The following is a 19,786-nucleotide window of genomic DNA, read 5'->3' on the forward strand; positions in this document are numbered from 1 at the left end:
TTCTCCTCTAGGCAGTGGGAAACATAATTTTGCCGATTTTCATAATTTTGCCCTATCTTCAGCGCTGCTTCTAAGTTGACGATTTATGGAAATTAGACTTAATCAAATTACGGAACTTATAGATGGGCTGGACCATGTGGAAGGCGTAGCGGTGCATCCGGATGGACATATCTGGGCGGGAGGAGAAGCAGGGCAGATTTATAAGGTTGCCCCTGATGGCAGTCAAGTAGAAGAAGTAGCCAATACCGGAGGTTTTGTATTAGGAATTGCCTTTAACCCTACCGCTGAGTGGCTGGCAGTCTGTGATAATAAGCAGCATTGTGTCTGGAAATATGAGTTGAATAATGGCAAGCTAAGTAAGTTTGCCGAAGGAGCAGAAAATCACCGGTTCAACATTCCTAACTATCCGGTTTTTGACACCAAGGGAAATCTTTATGTAAGTGAGAGTGGGGCGTTTCGGCAAAAGATTGGTAAGGTTCTTAAGTTTGGTGCGGATGGTAAACATGAAGTCTGGCATGCAGGGCCTTTTAATTTTGCTAATGGCCTGGCCCTTTCCCCTGATGAACAGATGCTATATGTAGCCTGTACCTGGCTGCCAGGAGTAGAGCGTATTCCTATTCTCCGGGATGGTTCTGCAGGTGAGCGCTCAGTTTTTGTGACTTTACCCCATACCTGTCCTGATGGTTTGGCTTTTGATGCTGAAGGAAATTTGTATGTATCCTGCTATGCGCCGAATCGCATCTATCGGGTATCTCCTCAGCAGGAAGTTCAACTGTTGATAGATGATTGGGAGGGGCATACGCTTTCTAATCCCACCAATATCGCCTTTGGAGGTCCTGATTTTGATCAGTTGTATACCTCCAATCTGGGCAGATATCATATCAATCAGATTGATTTCGGTGTAAAAGGTGCGCCATTAGTTTGTCATCAATATTTAAAACAACAATCATAAATCTATGGAACATCAAGGCAGAACAGCCATCGTGACTGGCGGTAGTAAAGGAATAGGTGCTGCCAGTGTGGAAGTTTTTGTAAGAGAAGGTGCCAACGTTATCATTTTGGATGTGGATGAGGCCCAGGGCAATGCGTTAGAAGCAAAATCAGGAGGTAAAGCAATTTTTATCAAGTGCGATGTTTCTAAAGAGCAGGAAGTCAAAGAGGCGATAGACAAAGGAGTAGAAAAATTTGGGCAAATCAACTATCTGGTTAGCAATGCAGGGATACAGCGCTACTCTACCGTGACAGAAACCAGTGAAGAGGAATGGGACCTGGTCATGAATGTTAACTTAAAGAGTGCTTTTCTTTGTGCAAAACATGCTATTCCGCATATGCAAAAGCTGGGAAAAGGGGTTGTGGTCAATGTATCCAGCGTACAGGCGATGATCAGTCAGGGTAACGTTTGCCCTTATGTAACTTCCAAGACAGCCATGATAGGCCTTACCCGCAGTATAGCAGTAGATTACGGTCCTCAGGTGCGCTGTGTAGCAGTTTGTCCCGGTTCTGTAGATACACCTATGCTACGTTGGGGTTTTGAACAATCACCTGACCCGGAGATTCCTTACCAGGAATGTGTAGATATGCACCTGACCAAACGCATTGCTCAACCCATAGAAGTCGGAGAGTTTATCGCTTATCTGTGCAGTGACAAAGCTGCTTTTATGACCGGACAGGCTTACCGAATTGATGGTGGCTTGGGCGTAATGATACCGGGAAGCAAAAGGTAGATGCTATTACTGAAGTGCTGGGTTTTGTCTTATTTTCTATACCCTTACGATCTCTAAAGCCTGTTAGTGATGGAATAGTACTAATCCTTAATAAGTATTAATATTGCAAATATTAGTGGTTTTTGATGTAAAGGATGTTAGTAAAATACTCTTATTATGAAATAATTCGCAAAAGAGGAAACTTTGTGCCTGGTGATTCTCGTTTAACACACTGATTCAAAACACAAAGTTATGGATACTAAAAGAAGATTTGAAATTGCTATTAAAGTAACGTTGGTATGTGCGGCATGGGCTGCATACTGCGTGGTATGATATTTATTTTTATAGAACTATACTGGAAGCGCTCCTCAAGGAGCGCTTTTCTTATTTTAGCGCCACCATAAATGATCTGTAACAGCTGTTATATTTTCTTAATATAGCCTGCTAAGTGAGTTAAGCAAACACCCTAAATGGTACCTGCCCCATGCTTTATCAGCCTATATATTACAGGTCATAGCATATGGGCTTTCTTTCTATTTTTATTGATAGCACCTTCTTAATTTTAATGACATATTTAATTTGTATAGGTATAAGCAATTAGCTCAAACTGCTCACTATTCATGTCATTTGGTAGATACCACATCTTGCTCAGTATTATCTGTATTGTATTATCGTGTTTTTCCAGTTTTGCCCAAAAAGATACGCACTCACTTCTCAGCCAGTGGAATAGTCAAAAACTAAAGCCTGATTTTACTCCTGATACCAGCCATGTGTTGCTGCTACAGCAGATCATGGAAAAATATATGTATGATAATCCTGATAGTGCCATAAGCCTGGGAGAAGAGGCATTGGAGTTATCAAAACAGCAGCAGTACAAAAAGGGAGAGATGCGGACGCTTTATATATTAGGTAAGGCATATTATATCAAAGGCGCTTATAATCTTGCTCTGGAGCATAATATGAGGGCTTTAGAACTGAGTAAGGACTTGAAAGATCAGGCTGGCTATGTGAGAGGACTGAATACAATTGGTCTGGTTTATATCGGGCAGCATAATTACAGTACAGCACTTAAGGAGCTTTTTAATGCGGCGGAACTCAATATTGCTCTAAAGGACAGTTCTCAGCTTATCAAAAATTATTTCAATATAGGGCTTTGCTATGACGAGCTCTCAAACTACGACAGTGCGATTTTTTATGTTGAAAAAGTAATTCTGATAGCGAAAAAAATCAGGGATTACCGCATGATTGTCATGAGTCATAACAGGCTGGGAGAGGTTTGTTTCCATATGAAGAAGTACACGGAAGCCCTGGCTTATTACCAGAGGGTTTTGCAAGATACTTCTTACAGTAGTAAGTGGGAAAGTAGTTTTGCCTACGCTGGGCTGGGTCAGACTTATTATGCACTGGGAAAGTATCAACAATGTGTGGAGCATGCCTTAAAGGGCTATGAATTAGCTCGCGACATGAATGCCAAATGGGATATGGAAAGAGCGCTTCGGATACTTTCGGATGGCTATGCTGCTCTGGAAAATTTTGATCAGGCATACCATTACCATAAACTCTACAAAGCCTACAGCGATAGTCTGTACAGTGAGGCCAAAGAAAGGGAAATAAACTTTTTACACTTGCAGCAGAAAGAAGCAGAGAACCAGCAGCTTGCCCACGAAAACAGACTACAGCATCAGGAAAATCGCTTGAGCAAACTCATTATCGTCATTATTAGCTTAGTGACTTTATTCTTTGTTATTGCGGCCTCACTGATTTACCGAAGTAATTGGCAAAAGAAGAAGTTGAACAAACTGCTGATAGAAAGAAATGCCAATATCGCTTCCCAAAAAGAAAGAATAGCAGAGCAAAATGAGGAGCTAAGTGCTTTGAATACTACTAAAGATCAATTATTCTCGGTGATCAGCCATGATCTGAAAAGTCCTTTTGCCTCAATTATGGGTACTTTTGAGCTGATAGGAGAAGGCTTACTTGACTTAGAGGAACAGAAAATGATACTCAAAGAACTTCATCGGAAAGTAGCTACTGTTTCTGAAATGCTCAACAACCTCTTATACTGGGCCAATAGCCAGCAAAAAGGGATTAGTGCAGTTTTTTTGAAAGTAAACTTGCCAGGAGTAGTAGATAGTATTCTTGCAGTGTCAACTATTCTGGCTCAAGAGAAGAAGGTGAGTATTGAGCATACCTCAGTTCGTTCCAAATTTATCTATGCCGATCCAGACCATGTGAAGATTGTCTTGCAAAACATTATCGGGAATGCTATCAAATTTACTCCGGAAGGCAATGATATCCATATCTTCTATTCTGAAAACGAGACCTATTTTGCAGTACATGTAAAAGATAGCGGGGTAGGCATACCTGCTGATAAACTGGACAAGATATTTGTAGAAACCGGCCAAAGTATTTCCAGCAGAGGAACCAATCGGGAAAAAGGTACCGGCATAGGACTGATGCTGGTGAAACAGTTTGTACAGGGTAATGAAGGAAAACTGGAGGTCAGCAGTAAAACCGGAGAAGGTTCTGAATTCAGCGTGTATTTTAAGAAATATGTCGGGCAGGAAGTGATGGGAGAATTGGAAGCATACTCAAACGATCGGTAAGTAGCACATTCATATTTTTCTCTAATAGGTTGGGTTTTCGTACCAGACTACGCCCAGCCCACCTTCGGTTGCACTATTATTATTTTCCTCTGAAGTGAGTACATCAAGATCACTATCCTGGTCCATATCTATAAGTACCACAAGGTCGTACTTGATCCCCTCCAGGTTGCTGACAGGGTAAAACTGCCGGGTTTTGCCATCTCGCCAGACTACACCATACTTTTCTTCTGCTCCTTCAAAGCTGAGCACTAAATCCTCAGTGCCATCCAGGTTGATGTCTCCTACACTCACAGCTTTTCCACGGCTTCCGACTATATTCGGATAGGCAATAGTATCTGCCTGCCACTGCCCTTCCGCGCTTTGCTGAAAATGTAAAAGCCCCATTTTCAGGTCGGGAGCATAAATATCTCCGGTTTCGGTAAGTGTTAAAAACATAGGCTCACCATCCTGCACACCTATCCTATGGCTTTCCCAATGATCACTAAGCTTTTGAGCGGAACCAGGATTTTTAAGCCAGCGGACGCCTCTGTGCTCACCATAGCGATCGGAAATCAGGATGTCTTCCAGGTTATCTCCATCCATATCGCGGCTTAAAATAGACATAATCCAACCGGCAGGGCTGATTTCATGGTATTGCCAGGCAGCAACATTGCGGGGATTGGCAGGTGATTCCAGCCAGCCTATTGTACCATTTGGATCTTTGGAGCCGACAATCAGGTCTAATCCGTTTTTGCCATCCACATCCATCGCCAGACCAAACATCCAGCGTGTAGTGCCGAGGGTGGAAGGTACATCTACAGATTGCCAGTGTTCGCCTTGCGCATATTTTACTTCATCGGCCGGTGCCCAGTGAAAAGTAATCCGCTGCTGATCTCCCTCACTTAAAGTGACGATATCAGCAAATCCATCATCATCCAGGTCGGCTAGCAGGGCATCTTCCACCTGAGGAGCAGGTACTTCCACAAAAGGCCAGTCCAGTTCTGTATTGGCAGGGTTTATATACAGACGGGCCACATTGCCCTGCTCCCAGCCACAGATGATGTCAAAAAAATGATCTTCATTGACATGGTGTAGTTTGGTGCCGTCAGCGCCAAAGGAGGTGCTATCAATCGTATGCATTTTCCAGCTTTGCTGAGCATGAGCAGAAAAACTGATGAGTAGCAATAAGGTGATACGAGGCAAATTCATGTATAGCGTAGCTTAAACTTTTCCGTTACATTTCTCAAATCTTTAGGAAGTCTGTCTACTACTTCCTGGGCAATATCTGCCGGTACACTTCCATAAAAAGCCTCGGCGATACTTCCGGCTATGCAGGCCTGGGTATCACTATCACCTCCCAGAGAAACAGCCCGGCGAATACTGTCTTCAAGAGACTCACTTTCCAGAAAAGCAATGATGGCTTGGGGTACCGAACCCTGGCAGCTTACATCAAAACTATAATATGGCCTGATGTCTTCCAGCTTTCGGCTCAAATCGTAGCCAAAGTTTTCCTCAATATAAGCTTTGATTTCGGATTTGCTATTTCCTTTTCTGGCCAGAAAAATGGCTGTCGCTGTAGCCTGTGCTCCTTTGATGCCTTCGGGATGGTTGTGCGTAACCGCTGCGCTTTTTTTGGCTTCTTCTAGAACCTGTTCCAGTTTATCAAATGCCCAGCCAACCGGGCTAACCCGCATGGCTGATCCATTGCCCCAACTGTTGTATGGCTTAGGATTTTTGTCCATTATCCACTGCATAAAGTTGCCTCCGTAGCCAGCATCAGGATATTTTCGTCCATACTGCTGTAGGGTGGCAGTATAGTCCTTCTGATTCAAAAGACAATCCGCTACGGCTACAGTCAGTACGGTATCGTCCGTGAAAGTAGAGGCGGACTGAAAAAGTGGAAAATCTGTTCGTTTGATAGGAGAAGCTTCATAGACTGAACCTATGATATCTCCGGCAATAGCACCTAGCATAATTTGAAAAGTTTATAAACGCTATACATGGATAATCATGAGACATAAAAGGATGTTTGCAGTGATCTTACTAATTTTGTGGTCTTAGCAGTTAAAAGGCAAGATGATCAAGCAAATGTATCAGGAAGAAAAGCAGGGGTGTAAACGGCAGATGAACATTCTGGGAGCAAGCGGTACGCCTTTCCTCTTCGTCATTGATTTTTTGGTCCGTGAGCCTGTTATCATTCCTTTGCATGAGATAGACAGCACCCAACTCTTATACGATTTCCAAGGGTTTAACAATATTCCTAAGGCAGCGTATGCTGCAAACTTACAACCTCTGGTATTTGAGAAATTCCCGGTTGACTTTGCTACATACAAGCGTTCTTTTGATACGGTGATGCATCATCTTAAGGCAGGAAACTCCTTTCTGGTGAACTTGACTTTGCCTACCCCCATCGCGATCAACCGCAGCCTGAAGGATATTTTCTATCAAAGTAAAGCCACTTATAAACTTTGGTACCAGGATGAATTTGTTGTTTTTTCTCCCGAGCCTTTTGTCAAAATCAGAGGAAGAGAAATTTTTTCTTATCCGATGAAGGGAACGATAGACAGTAGCCTGCCTAAAGCAGAAGAAAGATTGCTTTCTGACCCTAAAGAAATGGCAGAACATGTAACCATTGTGGATCTGATCCGCAACGATCTGAGCTATTTTGCCAGCGATGTACAGGTGAAATGCTTCCGCTTTGTGGAAGAAGTGCAGACGTACAAAGGCAAGCTTTTGCAGGTGAGTTCGGAAATCAGTGGACAGCTTGCCGAAAATTATCATGAGCAATTAGGTGATATATTGATGAGCATGCTACCGGCAGGTTCTATCAGCGGAGCGCCCAAGCCCAAAACGCTGGAGATCATCCGCGAAGCAGAAGGTTACGAACGAGGCTACTATACCGGGGTGATGGGCATTTTTGACGGACAAAACCTGGACAGCGCGGTGATGATCCGTTACATAGAAAAACAGGGTAGACAGTTGATCTACAAAAGTGGAGGAGGCATCACCGCGCGCAGCCAGGCCGAAACCGAATACCAGGAACTTATTGATAAAGTGTATGTCCCTTTTGCTTGAATCTATCTGCGTAGAAAATGGAGAGGCTAAACTGCTGCCCTATCATGAAGAACGGATGAACCGTAGTCGCAAAGATTTGTGGGGCATTACAGAAGAAATAGAGTTAGCAGCAATGATTACACCTTTGCTCAGCCAGTACGCGCAGGGGTTATATAAATGTAGAATACTTTATCGGGAAGCTATTGAGCAGATAGAGTTTGTGCCTTACCAACGGCCCTTGATCAATACGCTCAAAAAAGTACACAGTCAAGAGGTTGACTATGCTTACAAATTTACCGACCGGAAAGCCTTAACTTCACTTTTTCAGCAAAGAGGAGAATGCGATGATATGCTGATCATCAAAAAGGGCGTGGTGACAGATACTTATTTTGCCAATATTCTTTTTAGCCAGGAGGGACAATGGTATACTTCAGATCAGCCCTTGCTGAAAGGTGTACAAAGACAATTTTTAATGGATCAGGGAATAGTTCAGGAAAGACCAATACTGGGGAAAAATTTAGAGCAGTACAGTCATTTCAAATTCGTCAATGCATTGAATCCTTTTGATACTTCTCCTGCACAGCCGGTCAGCCAGATTTACTGAGGGCTTCTTATATTTGCCTGAATGCTTGATTTTTGGTTTAAACAAATTTTTTATGACCTCGTCATCTAATCCCTCTCTGGTACATCTGCAGCATTTTACAGTACGCTCTTATGATGTGGATTTTCAGCGCCACTTACGAGTGGATGTGCTGTGCAGCTTTTTTCAGGAGGTGGCCAGCGAGCATGCACTAAAGTTAGGAGTAGGTTACCAGCAATTGGAGGAACAGCAGCTTTTCTGGGTGCTTTCTCGCCTCTTCTTACAAATCAAAAAACTGCCTCAGTGGCATGAGGAAATTACGATAGAAACCTGGGCCAAAGGCACTGAGCGTTTGTTCGCCCTGCGTGATTTTGTAGTGCGCAGTGCGCAAGGTGACATACTCGTTCAGGCTACTTCTTACTGGCTGATGCTGGATGCCAAAAGCCGTCGTCCCGTACGTCCGGATAGCTTTTTTACCCGGCTCAAACATGAGCAGCATGCGATAGACACGCCCATAGAAAAGCTGGAGAGCATGAAGGAAAGTTTAGCGTTTAGGGAAGTAGCCAAATATACTGATCTGGATCATAACCGGCACGTGAATAACATCCGCTATATCAGTTGGATGCTGAATGCATTTTTCCTGGACTTTCTTCTGGAGCATGAACTGCAAACTTTGCAGATCAATTTCCAGTCCGAACTAAGAGAAGGAGACAGGGTGGAGATTTACAGCAATGAAATACAGGAGGATGATTATCTGATCAGCGGTTTTCGTCAAGGAGAGGAGCAGCCCAGTTTTAATGGAAGATTGCAGTGGAAACGGAAGTAATGTATCTCAAAAAGAAGTTTATCCCTCTTGATGCCGCTTGTTTAGCAAAGCCTCTTCCTGTATCATTTTTGGCTGGTTTTGGATATTCAGGTCAAAAATATCAGAACGGGCGTAATGTCCATCCACATCAAAATCCAGTTTAGCCGCAGTGATATCTTCCAAATCTATTTCAGCGGTCAGTACACCTGCCTGATCGTATAGTGGTCCGGCCAGAATTTCTCCCAGAGGAGAAATGATCACACTTCCACCACGGCACAGCACTTCTTGCTCACTTTCTACTAATTCCTGATAAGCTTTTGGATACATGCTTTTTTCAAAATACTGATTGCTGGCTAAGACAAAGCAGCGGCCTTCCAGTGCGATATGCTGCATGGTAGCCTGCCATCCGGGGCGTGCATCCGCTGTAGGGGCGATATAAATTTCCACACCCTGTCGGTACATACTCATCCGTGCCAGCGGCATGTAGTTTTCCCAGCAGATCAATCCTCCTATTCTGCCGATCTGCGTTTGCATACTAACCAGAGACTCTCCACCGGCCTCTGCCCAGATGACTCTTTCCTGTCCGGTAGGTTTGATTTTGCGATGCACACCCATCAGCCCTACTTTGGGAGAGATATAAAGCAATGAACAATACAGGCTCCCATTTCGGCTGTTTTTCTCAGTAACCCCTACCGCCAGGTATACCTGCTGAGCGTTGGCAAGTTTTTCAAGCCTGTGGAGATCTTCACTTTCTACATCTACCGCATTTTGATGGTATTGGGCATAGAGCTTTCGTCCTGCTTCGCTGCGGCTGCCGACCTTGGTGCCAAAAGAAAAACCCCGGGGGTAGCCGGGGATGAATGATTCGGGAAAGACGAGTAACTGACAGCCTTCCTGCGCATACTTTCTGGTAAGCCGCTCCACCTTCTGAAGGCAGGCTTCTTTGTCAAAAAAGACCGGGCTGTCCTGTACTACGCCTACTTTTACTCTTGTCACGAATAATTAATTTGGAACTAGATGATGCTAAAAAGCAATCTCTTTAGGAAGATACTTGGCTGCCAGATCTTCGTAGTACGGACGCAACTCCTTCACATTGGGAGCCTTAGGCGACTTAGTATACAAATCGTAAGGGTTAAATGCTCTCACCCACTTAAACATCTCATGGTCATGCTCATTCATCAGGTGGTTATAAGCTTCCTCCTTATGCTGGGCATAGAATGAATGATAGCGAATGATGTAAAGGGCCGGTTCCGGCAAATAATCCTTCATCGCCGTATACAAATACTCATCATGTCCCCATGACATATGCACATTGTCCAGGCCACAATTAGGCTCATAGATACCATATTTGGTATTATAGCGCTCATCATGATAGTCCGGATTATCTTTGAAAAACTCAGGATATACGATCTTATCAGAGTACTTACAACCTACGGGGAAGGTATCACCTACAACGGCCCACTGAGGCTCGCCAAACAGGCAGAGGATTTTACCTAAGTCATGCAGAAATCCGGTCAGTACCATCCAGTCGGGCTGACCGTCGGCACGCATAGCTTCAGAAGTTTGCAATAAGTGTTGCGTCTGGTCAAGGTCAATGTCCGGGTCAGAGTCATCCACCAGCGTGTTAAGAAACTCTACAGCTTCCCACAGCGTCATCTTCTTTTTTTGCAGCTTTTTGTACTCAGCTTCTTTCTGCATCACAAAGTCATAGGTCTGATGCAGGTGGTTCTGGCGGTAAAATTCCTTCACCGTATCCCGCCCGGGATTATCATAGTTTCTGAATTCTTCCTTAGTCTTTTCTTTCTCGCCATTTTCAGGATAACGTTCGCGAAGATCTTCCTCCCAAAGATCCTCGATATCCAACTGTTTTTTTACATTTTCCATAAGTATCAATTTACGTATTTCTTATTAATTATTTCCTAACCAGATGTATATCCCTATGATGATCAGTGTAAGGATAATGCTAAATGGTTTGGTATATTTCCATTGGTTCAGTTCCAACGCTCCATAATCAGAAGGCTGAAAACGTTCGGTATTGGGGTAAAACTTCGAAACAACAAACATCACCAATAAGTTGAGCACAAATTCTATTCCCCATATATGTACAAAGTGTATGTCTATCTCCAAGATAAAAGTAGTAGTGACATAAAAAGCCAGCCCTACAAAGAGTGCTGCTTTGGCTCCGGCAGCAGAAATCTGCGGAATAAACAGCCCGGCAATCATGATAGAGGCAATGGGAATAAAGAAGATACCATTCAATTGCTGTAAAAGCTGGTACAAACCTTCGGGAGCGCTGGCTACCATAGGAGCGGCCATGATGGCTACAATCGCCAGTACGGTAGAGCTGATTTTTCCTGCTCTTACCAGTTGGCTGTCGGTAGCATCTTTGTCAATCAATCGCTTATAAATGCCTACGCTGAAAATGGTGGCCGTACTGTTAAGCACACTGTTAAAGGTACTGAGTACGGCTCCCATTACTACTGCCGCAAAGAAGCCAACCAGACTGAGCGGTAGTACTTTTTTGATCAGTTCAGGATAAATCATATCCTGATTATCATAAAGTGTATCTCCAAAATAATAGTAGCCAATTACTCCCGGCAATACGATGATGATAGGCACAAAAACTTTTAAGGCCCCGGTGTAGAGCAATCCTTTTTGGGCTTCTACCAGGTTTTTGGCTCCCAAAGCGCGCTGTATAATGGTCTGGTTCATACCCCAGAAGTAGAGCTGATTGATCACCAGTCCGGTAAATAAGGTACTAAAAGGCAAGACCGAATCCGGCGCTCCGATGACATTAAACTTCTCAGGACTGTTTTCATACACTTTGGAAAGCCCGGTCAATATATTGCCATTCCCGATATCCCAGAGCGCGAGAATAGGCACCAACAATCCGCCGAGGAATAAACCGATTCCATTGATGGTATCCGAATAAGCCACCGCCTTCAGTCCTCCGAAGATGGCGTAGCAGGAGCCAATCAGGCCAATAGCTACCACGGTGATCCACAACCCTTCGGTTTGGGTGACATTCAGCACTTCCGAGACATTAAAAATACTCTCCAGGTTGATGGCTCCGGTGAAGAGTACAATGGGCAGTAGGGTAACGACAAAAGAAATCATGAGAAAGAAGGCCACCAGCGTACGGGTGCTGCTGTCAAAGCGCGATTCCAGGTACTGTGGTATGGTAGTCAGGCCCATTTTCAAATATGTCGGTATAAAGTAAGTTGCCGCCACTATGAGTGCCAGGGCGGAAGTGACCTCCCAGGCGATGATGATAAATCCGTTTTTATAAGACGAACCGTTCAAACCGATCAGGTGCTCGGTAGAAATATTGGTGAGTAGCATGGAGCCGGCAATCACAATTCCGGTCAGGCTTCTTCCCCCCAGAAAATAACCGTCTCTTGAGGACAGCGGGTCTTTACGAAGTTTGTACCATGAGTAAAAAGCAACGAAAGCCGTGAAGCCCACGAAAGACAAGAGGGTTTGCATGTTGGTGTATTAGTCAAAAAGGTTGTACAATTTATGAATGAAGTATAAGGCTGGCAATTTATCAGGAAAATATTTACGCACACGTTTGCGCTGAAATTATCTTCAAGTAGTCGCTATTATCCTGCTTGTGACCAGGCTATCCATGGGCACTCTATCTGATAAATGCCTTTTTGGATAGATCCACCCTTCAACTTTTACGCAACCTTTTTCTAGAGGAGTTTCTGATGATCAGCTGGGGAATTAGTAGCTGTGTTTGAGGAGGAAAAGCTTCGTAATCATCTATCATATGCAGGCAAAGCTGGGCAGCTTGTTGTCCCATCTCTCGGATAGGGCTTTTTACCGTAGAAATGGAAGGGCGGAAAAAGCTGCTGTAAACTTCATCATCAAAGCCCACCAGAGCCAGCTCTTCAGGAATTTGTATGCCTTTCTGAGCTGCCATTTGCAGACAGCCTAAAGCAATCTCATCATTTACCGCAAAGATACCATCAGGAAGCTCCTGTCTTTCAAATAGCCTTTGGACCGCTTCCATGCTATTGCCGATGATAAAATCAGAATAAGTGAGCAGCGACGCATCAAAGGGCAGGCCGTTAGCTTCGAGGGCTTTCCGATAGCCTTTAATCCGGTTTCTGGAATTAAGCGCTTCCATCGGCCCAGCGATATGGGCAACTCTCCGGCAACCCACATTGATCAGGTGCTGTACTGCCTGGAACGCTCCCTTTTCATCGTCCAGCAGAATCTGATGACAATCTATATCGCTAAGCCCGCGGTCAATGTTGACCAGAGGAATTTTATTTTTGAGAATGCTTTGCAGGTGCGCATAGTCTTTGGTCTGCTGCGTAGGCGAGAAGATAATCCCATCTACCCGAATGGAAGCAAGATAGTTGAGCATGTGCACTTCCTTTTCATAGTGTTCTGAGGCATTCATGATCAGCATATCATAACCGGCAGGTTCCAGCACATCATTGATGCCTTGGGCCAGCGTAGAAAAAGTATGACTGACCACCTCGGGCATCAGTATACCCAGCGTAAAAGTTTTGCGCTGTATAAGTCGGGAAGCATTGAGATTTTTCCGAAAGCCTACTTCATGGGCGTAAGCCAGCACCCTTTGCTTGGTTTTTTCGCTGATGGAGTAATGATCGTTCAGAGCCCGTGAGACGGTGGAGGGAGATAAATTGAGTGCTTTGGCAATATCTACGGTGCTCTGGTACTTACTCATACTTTAGTGGTGACTTCTATTAAAAATAAAATTCAACTAATTGTAGAAAATATGTGTCTATCATCATAACAAAATTGAATCATAATGAAGACATTTATTCTACTAATTCCCTTAGCTATAATCAGTAATGGTTGCGAGGAAAAGTTTTGCGAGCCAGAAATTTTTGATTTTACACAAGCTAGAGTTACGTGGTCAGGCGACCCAAGAATAGATTTATGTGGATTTGCAGTTGGAATTGACGGTATTGGCTACAAACCTATTAATCCAGATATTTTCGGTCCTGAATTTAAGATTTCTAGAGATACAATTGTTGAATTGAGCTATAAAGATTTAAAAAAAGAAGTCTATGCATGTGGTTACTCTCCTTCCAAAGCAAGGGCAATTGAAATTCTAGAAATAAGATGACAGCAGCCAACAAAAAGCAGCAGCTACGCCTCTTACATATTGAGCTTGAAAGCTTGTTGCTCCAAGTGTTAAAAACAAAACATGAACTAAAAACACAAACACACCGGCTCAGCAGCTCCCTCAGGTCATTGGAAAAAGCTTACTGGGCTTTTCTGATCACTTTTTTTACCTGAAATATTCGGATGACACCTACAACAAGGGTAATTACGGACACTCCTAAAAGTACAAAGCCTAACCATTTATATTCCTGAAAATAGTCTATCTCTACTATACCCACCCCTGCGCCAAACAAGGCTACGGATGTTCTAAAGTAAGCCAGAAAAGTTCTTTCATTGGCCATTTTGGTTCTTTCAATCGCCAGTATATCACGGAGTATAAGTTCTTTATTTTCTTCCATGCTAATAACTTTTCATGATGGTAGCTAATATAAGTGTATTTGGTAAAAAGGGTAGAGATGCTTTTTAGAAAATTATTGCGATGCGCATAGCTAATCCATTGAAACTGTAAAAAGCCAGAAGAATAGCTTAGGTTTTTTTTAATCTTTTTATGCCTATATTTTAGGTGGACGCTTTTTGCAGTTTCATAATTGGCAATTAATTGTAATCTATGATACTAATTTTGCCTTACCATGAGTTTTGACAAAAAGCAGGATAGTTCAGGGTAGATTTTTTTGAGAAATCGCCTACATTTTATGCGCTAAAGATAATTTAGATGACAACAACCTTAACTAAGATTAGTAAAGCCTTAGCACAAAGCTTTGGTGCGATAGCTCTCACCTTTTTTTTATTTCAGTGTACTTCTCCTGATACGGGTGCGCTAAAGATAAAAAAGAACGATCACATTGTCTTGCTGGGAAATAACCTGGGGTCACGGATGATGAATTTCGGACATTTTGAAACGGAAATGCAGCTGCGGTATCCCGATAGCCTATTGTTTATCCGCAATATGAGTGACCCCGGCAACACACCGGGCTTCAGGCCGCATGCCAGTCGCAATTCTCCCTGGGCGTTTCCCGGTGCAGAAAAGTTTCAGACCGAACTGGCTACTGATTCAGGAAGCGAAGGGCATTTTCCAACACCCGACGAATGGCTTACTCACTTAAAGGCCGATGTAATTCTGGCTTTTTTTGGCTTCAACGAATCTTTTCAGGGAGAAGCCGGACTGGAAAATTACAAAGCCGAGCTGGATGCTTTTATCAAACATACCCTGAGTCAGCGGTATAATGGCGATACCATTCCTCCCCGGCTGGCTATCGTTTCTCCTATCGCCTTTGAGGATCTTTCCGATCGCTATGATTTACCGGACGGTAAGCAGGAAAATGCCAATCTGGCTTTATATACCAAAGCTATGGAAGAAGTAGCTGCGCAAAATAATGTTCCTTTTATAGATGTGTTTGCGCCTACCCGCTTATGGTTTGAAGGGGATGATGCCTATACCATTGATGGCTCCCAACTCACCGATGAAGGCTATGCCCGCTTTGCTACCTTACTGGCCGATGAAGCTTTTGGGAAGAGAGATATAAAGGCAGAAAACCATCGTGAGTTGGTACATGATGCCGTGATGGAGAAAAACTGGATGTGGCACAATGACTATAAAATACCCAATGGGGTACATGCCTACGGCCGTCGCTACGATCCTTTCGGGCCGGATAATTATCCCTTTGAAATTGAGAAAATCCGTGAAATGACTGCCATACGAGATGAGGCGATCTGGAAAGCAGTGAAAGGTGAAAAGATGGACATCCAAGCGGCTGATGAGAAAACCAGCAAGCTGCCTCCCGTACAAACCAATTATGAGCCTAGCAACAAAAACGGGACTACTGAATACCTGTATGGTCAGGATGCGCTGGACCAACTACATGTTGCTCCCGGCTATAAAATAGAGCTTTTCGCTTCCGAAAAAGAGTTTGCCGATCTGGCGAATCCTGTACAATTATCCTTTGATAATGAAGGAAGACTCTGGATAGCCACTATGCCTAGCTATCCGCACTACAAGCCCGGAGATGCCAAACCCAACGACAAAATCATTATCCTGGAAGATACGGATGGAGATGGCAAAGCTGACAAGCAAACTACTTTTGCTGACAGCCTGCATCTTCCGGTGGGTTTTGAAATTGCTCCTGAAGGGGTATATCTCTCACAGGGCACCAACCTGAAACTTTATACTGATACCGATGGAGACGATCAGGCAGACAAAGTACAGATTCTGCTCAGTGGTTTTGACGATCATGATACCCACCATGCCCACAGTGCTTATACGGCCGATCCTTCAGGCGCGATTTATATGGGAGAAGGCGTCTTCCTGCATACCAATGTAGAGACTTCTTACGGACCAGTAAGGGCTACCAACGGTGGATTTTATCGCTATAACCCCAATCGTCATCGCCTGGAGCGCGTAGCACAGCTTCCGATTCCCAACCCCTGGGGTATTGCTTTTGATGAATGGGGGCAGGATTTCTTCGCCGATACTTCCGGTCCGGATGTACATTGGATGATGCCCGGGGAAGTGAAACCTCGCTATGGTGTAGCTACGCCCAAGTCCAGAAACCTGATTGAAGACGCCCACCGTGTGCGTCCTACCTCAGGGATGGAGTTCGTTTCCAGCCGACATTTTCCTGATGAAGTACAAGGCGATCTGCTGATCAACAACACCATAGGTTTTCTGGGTACCAAGCAGCATACCATGGTAGATGATGGCACCGGATACTATAGTGAGCATCGTCAGGACCTGGTGTGGAGTGACGACAAAAACTTTCGTCCGGTAGACATGGAGTTTGCTCCTGATGGCTCTCTTTATCTGGTAGACTGGCACAATGTACTGATTGGCCACATGCAGCACAATGCCCGTGATCCGCTGCGCGACCATGTGCACGGACGTATCTATCGCATTACTTACCCTTCGCGTCCGCTGGTAGCGCCTGCCAAAGTTGCCGGAGCCAGCATCAGCGAACTTTTGGATAATCTTAAGCTGCCTGAATACAGGACCCGCTATCGCTCTCGTCGTGAACTGAGAGGTCGCAATGCCGACGAAGTGAAGAATCAATTGTATAGCTGGATAGATAATCTGGAGCAGGACAACCCCCGCTATGAGCATCATTTGCTGGAAGCGCTCTGGGTAAGCTGGGGACTTAATCAGGTAGATGAGTCATTGCTTCGTCAGTTACTCAAATCAGAAGACTTTCATGTGCGGGCAGCTGCGGTAAGGGCTTTACGCTACAATGGGCATCAGATCGCTGATCAGTCCGAACTGCTGACGCAGGCAGCCCAGGATAATCACGGCCGGGTACGGCTGGAGGCCATTGTTGCCGCCTCCTGGTTGCCCAAAGAAGTAGGTCTGCCTATTGTGGAAGAAGCAGGCAAGAAGCCTATTGACGATTGGATGGCCGAAGCATATGAAACGGCATTGGCTCATTTTAACGGTAAATCTGTGCAGGAGAAAACCGAAGAGGAAGTGACTACAAAGCTTACAGGCGCTGATCGCGATCTTTTTATTGCCGGGCAGGAAATCTACAATCGCGAAGGCTTTTGCAGCACCTGTCATCAGGCAGATGGAAATGGACTGGATCCTTCCGGCTTTCCTCCGCTTGCCAAAACGCAGTGGGTAGTAGGTAATGAAGAACGTCTGATCAAACTGGTGCTGAAAGGCTTGCAGGGACCTATTGAGGTACTTGGTAAAGAATATCCCGGCCAGGTGCCTATGACACCTTTTGGAGGTATGCTGAAAGATGAGGAAGTGGCTGCCGTACTCACCTATGTGCGTAATTCTTTTGGAAACGAAGCCTCTCCCATTTCTCCCGATAAAGTGAAAGAGGTAAGAGCTGCCATTGAGGATAAAACAGGTTTCTACAATCCTGAGGAATTGCTTGAACAGCATCCTTTGGAAGAATAAATTTACGAACGATATAACCTAACCCGATAATGAAAATATTTAGTCATCTAAAACAACATCTCAGCTTTCTGCTGAAGCCTTTTTGTTTTGGCACTTTAAGCTTGCTTTTAAGTTCACAAATCGTGCATGCCCAGGAAGGAGAAAAGTGGGTCACCTATGAACCTGAAAATGGTCAGGCTAATGGCAAATACATTGTATTAGTGAGTGGTGATGAAGAGTACCGCTCTGAGGAAGCCCTGCCTATGCTGGCTAAAATTTTAGCCAAACATCATGGCTTCAAGACTACCGTACTCTTTGCCATTGACCCCGAAAGCGGTGAGATTGACCCTGAGTACCAAACCAATATTCCCGGCCTGGAACATTTGCAATCAGCGGACCTCATGGTGCTTTTTCTCCGCTTCAGAGAGTTGCCGGATGAGCAGATGAAATACATTGACGAGTATATGCAGTCAGGTAAGCCGGTGATTGGAATGCGCACCGCTACCCATGCTTTTCAGTACAAGCGGGATACCCAAAGCCCTTATGCCAAATACAGCTACGACAGCAAGGTAGAAGGCTGGAGAGAAGGCTATGGCCGACAGATACTGGGAGAAACCTGGGTGGCACATCACGGCCATCACGCGCATGAAGGAACCCGAGGGCTGGTTAACGGTCTTTATGAAGACCACCCAATTCTTTGGGGAGTAGAAGATATCTGGGGGCCAACCGATGTGTATACCATCCGCGACCTTACTGAAGATTCACAAGTATTGTTGTGGGGCCAATCCACCAAAGGCATGAGCGCGGATGCTCCTTTGAGCTACGACAAGTCAGTGATGCCGGTAGCCTGGACCAAGCATTATACCACCCAAAGTGGTAAGACTGCCAGAGTCTTCAATACCACCATGGGGGCTTCGGTAGATTTGCAGAGCGAAGATTTGCGCAGAATGATGGTCAACGCCTGCTTCTGGGCTACGGAGATGGAAGACCAGATTCCTGAAGAAGCGAATGTAGATTATGTAGGGGAATATGACCCCACCATGTTCGGCTTCGGTGATCACCAGAAAGGTCTAAAACCCTCAGATTTTGTAATACAATAATGTATAATGATTGATGAATAATGATAAATGATTATTAGCATCTTCATCATTCCTCATCAATCATCACTCATTAATCATTAATAAATACAACAACCCATGACTAAAGTAGGATTTGACGTACTGGTCTGGTCGGCTGTGATGTCCGACGAAATGAAACCGATTATTGACAGGTTAAAAGAAATCGGCTATGATGGGGTAGAGTTTTTTGTAGGCTCACCCGATGAGACAGCTTATAAACGAATAGGGGATTATGTAAAGAGTCTGGGCATGGAAACTACCGTAGTCTCAGTTGTCAGCCCGGATATGAACCCCATAGACTCTTCTACCGCTGTAAGAGCAAAAGCACTGGACCGCCTCAAGTGGGTCATTGACCGCGGACATGATATGCATGCCAAAGTTCTGTGTGGCCCCCTTCACTCCGCGCATGCGCATTTTAAGCAGCACGCTCCTCAAGACGAAGAGTATGGATGGGCAGCTGAAGTGTTACATGCCGCCGGTGATTATGCCGCCCAGGCTGATATAACCTTTGCCCTGGAAGCGGTCAACCGTTTTGAGTGTTATCTGTGCAATACCATGCAGCAAATGACAAGATTGCTCAAGGCGGTAGATCATCCCAACATCAAAGCCATGTTTGATACGCATCATGCCAATATTGAGGAGAAAAAGCTTTCCGATGCGATCCGTACTATAGGACCGCAGCTAGCACATGTACATATCAGCGAAAATGACCGTGGTACCCCCGGTGATGGTCATGTACCCTGGGATGATGCTTTCTCGGCCCTGGCAGAAATCAAATATGATGGCTGGCTGACGATTGAAGCCTTCTCCCGCAATGATCCTGACTTTGCCAATGGCATAGGCGTGTGGCGTGAGTTCTCCCTGCCCTGGGATATCGCCGAAAAAGGCTATGCTTTTATCCACCAGATGAAGGAAAAGCACGGGCTTTAGTAGAAACAGGAAATTTAATGTTTTATAAACTTTGGCA

Annotated in this window: 17 protein-coding genes; 10 read left to right on the top strand and 7 right to left on the bottom strand. The window is 44.6% G+C overall.

All coding sequences use genetic code 11. The annotated features are described in order from the left end of the window. Nucleotides 1-85: 85 nt before the first annotated feature. The 3 genes from WJR50_RS03330 to WJR50_RS03340 all read left to right on the top strand — a co-directional run bounded on the left by WJR50_RS03330 (nt 86) and on the right by WJR50_RS03340 (nt 4,309). On the top strand, nt 86-952 hold the full coding sequence (locus WJR50_RS03330; protein ID WP_341291797.1) for an SMP-30/gluconolactonase/LRE family protein: 867 nt from the start codon (nt 86-88) through the stop codon (nt 950-952). Between the two features lie 4 nt (nt 953-956). Next, nucleotides 957-1,724, top strand: coding sequence for an SDR family NAD(P)-dependent oxidoreductase (locus WJR50_RS03335; protein WP_341291798.1), 768 nt, complete (start codon nt 957-959; stop codon nt 1,722-1,724). A gap of 599 nt (nt 1,725-2,323) precedes the next feature. Beyond that, nucleotides 2,324-4,309 (top strand): tetratricopeptide repeat-containing sensor histidine kinase, encoded by a 1,986-nt coding sequence (locus WJR50_RS03340; RefSeq protein WP_341291799.1) that lies wholly within the window; start codon nt 2,324-2,326, stop codon nt 4,307-4,309. A 21-nt stretch (nt 4,310-4,330) separates the two neighbouring features. Here WJR50_RS03340 and WJR50_RS03345 read toward each other — a convergent pair whose 3' ends face one another. Together WJR50_RS03345 and WJR50_RS03350 are read right to left on the bottom strand one after the other, a co-directional pair. Then, entirely contained in the window at nt 4,331-5,497 is a 1,167-nt protein-coding gene (locus WJR50_RS03345; protein ID WP_341291800.1) for a VCBS repeat-containing protein, read from the bottom strand. Continuing rightward, nucleotides 5,494-6,261, bottom strand: a complete 768-nt coding sequence (locus WJR50_RS03350; RefSeq protein ID WP_341291801.1) for an ADP-ribosylglycohydrolase family protein — start codon at nt 6,259-6,261, stop codon at nt 5,494-5,496. Before WJR50_RS03350 ends, WJR50_RS03345 begins: the two co-directional genes overlap by 4 nt. A gap of 103 nt (nt 6,262-6,364) precedes the next feature. Between WJR50_RS03350 and WJR50_RS03355 the strand changes: the two genes are divergently transcribed. Genes WJR50_RS03355 through WJR50_RS03365 form a run of 3 tightly spaced genes read left to right on the top strand, consistent with a single transcriptional unit; the run spans nt 6,365 to nt 8,748 of the window. After that, a complete protein-coding gene (locus WJR50_RS03355) occupies nt 6,365-7,363 on the top strand; it encodes an aminodeoxychorismate synthase component I (protein WP_341291802.1) in 999 nt (332 codons plus the stop codon). Beyond that, nucleotides 7,347-7,946, top strand: a complete 600-nt coding sequence (locus WJR50_RS03360; protein ID WP_341291803.1) for an aminotransferase class IV — start codon at nt 7,347-7,349, stop codon at nt 7,944-7,946. The genes WJR50_RS03355 and WJR50_RS03360 overlap by 17 nt, the downstream gene beginning before the upstream one ends. Nucleotides 7,947-7,998: 52 nt before the next feature. Then, nucleotides 7,999-8,748 carry an acyl-[acyl-carrier-protein] thioesterase gene (locus tag WJR50_RS03365; RefSeq protein ID WP_341291804.1) on the top strand — a complete coding sequence of 250 codons (750 nt, stop codon included), beginning with the start codon at nt 7,999-8,001 and terminating at the stop codon, nt 8,746-8,748. A gap of 18 nt (nt 8,749-8,766) precedes the next feature. On the opposite strand, the gene WJR50_RS03370 is transcribed toward WJR50_RS03365, so the two are convergent. The 4 genes from WJR50_RS03370 to WJR50_RS03385 form a co-directional block, all read right to left on the bottom strand. Continuing rightward, nucleotides 8,767-9,723 (bottom strand): carbon-nitrogen hydrolase family protein, encoded by a 957-nt coding sequence (locus WJR50_RS03370; RefSeq protein ID WP_341291805.1) that lies wholly within the window; start codon nt 9,721-9,723, stop codon nt 8,767-8,769. A 27-nt stretch (nt 9,724-9,750) separates the two neighbouring features. After that, complete coding sequence (locus tag WJR50_RS03375; protein WP_341291806.1) at nt 9,751-10,611, bottom strand: inositol oxygenase family protein; 861 nt, start codon at nt 10,609-10,611, stop codon at nt 9,751-9,753. A gap of 24 nt (nt 10,612-10,635) precedes the next feature. Then, complete coding sequence (locus tag WJR50_RS03380; RefSeq protein ID WP_341291807.1) at nt 10,636-12,213, bottom strand: solute:sodium symporter family transporter; 1,578 nt, start codon at nt 12,211-12,213, stop codon at nt 10,636-10,638. Nucleotides 12,214-12,400: 187 nt separating this feature from the next. Then, entirely contained in the window at nt 12,401-13,429 is a 1,029-nt protein-coding gene (locus tag WJR50_RS03385) for a LacI family DNA-binding transcriptional regulator (protein ID WP_341291808.1), read from the bottom strand. Between the two features lie 84 nt (nt 13,430-13,513). On the opposite strand from WJR50_RS03385, the gene WJR50_RS03390 reads away from it, so the two are divergent. Continuing rightward, nucleotides 13,514-13,834 carry a hypothetical protein gene (locus WJR50_RS03390; protein WP_341291809.1) on the top strand — a complete coding sequence of 107 codons (321 nt, stop codon included), beginning with the start codon at nt 13,514-13,516 and terminating at the stop codon, nt 13,832-13,834. A 139-nt stretch (nt 13,835-13,973) separates the two neighbouring features. On the opposite strand, the gene WJR50_RS03395 is transcribed toward WJR50_RS03390, so the two are convergent. Next, nucleotides 13,974-14,231, bottom strand: coding sequence for a YidH family protein (locus tag WJR50_RS03395; protein ID WP_341291810.1), 258 nt, complete (start codon nt 14,229-14,231; stop codon nt 13,974-13,976). Between the two features lie 314 nt (nt 14,232-14,545). Here WJR50_RS03395 and WJR50_RS03400 point away from each other — a divergent pair, with 314 nt between their 5' ends. From WJR50_RS03400 to WJR50_RS03410, 3 genes are all read left to right on the top strand, one after another. Beyond that, a complete protein-coding gene (locus WJR50_RS03400) occupies nt 14,546-17,722 on the top strand; it encodes a PVC-type heme-binding CxxCH protein (RefSeq protein WP_341291811.1) in 3,177 nt (1,058 codons plus the stop codon). A gap of 29 nt (nt 17,723-17,751) precedes the next feature. Next, nucleotides 17,752-18,801 (top strand): ThuA domain-containing protein, encoded by a 1,050-nt coding sequence (locus WJR50_RS03405; protein ID WP_341291812.1) that lies wholly within the window; start codon nt 17,752-17,754, stop codon nt 18,799-18,801. Nucleotides 18,802-18,897: 96 nt separating this feature from the next. Further along, nucleotides 18,898-19,749: a sugar phosphate isomerase/epimerase family protein gene (locus tag WJR50_RS03410; protein ID WP_341291813.1), complete on the top strand. Its 852-nt coding sequence runs from the start codon at nt 18,898-18,900 to the stop codon at nt 19,747-19,749. Nucleotides 19,750-19,786 lie beyond the last annotated feature (37 nt).

Origin of the sequence: Catalinimonas locisalis, from assembly GCF_038039535.1 — a bacterium.
Taxonomy (GTDB): domain Bacteria; phylum Bacteroidota; class Bacteroidia; order Cytophagales; family Cyclobacteriaceae; genus Catalinimonas.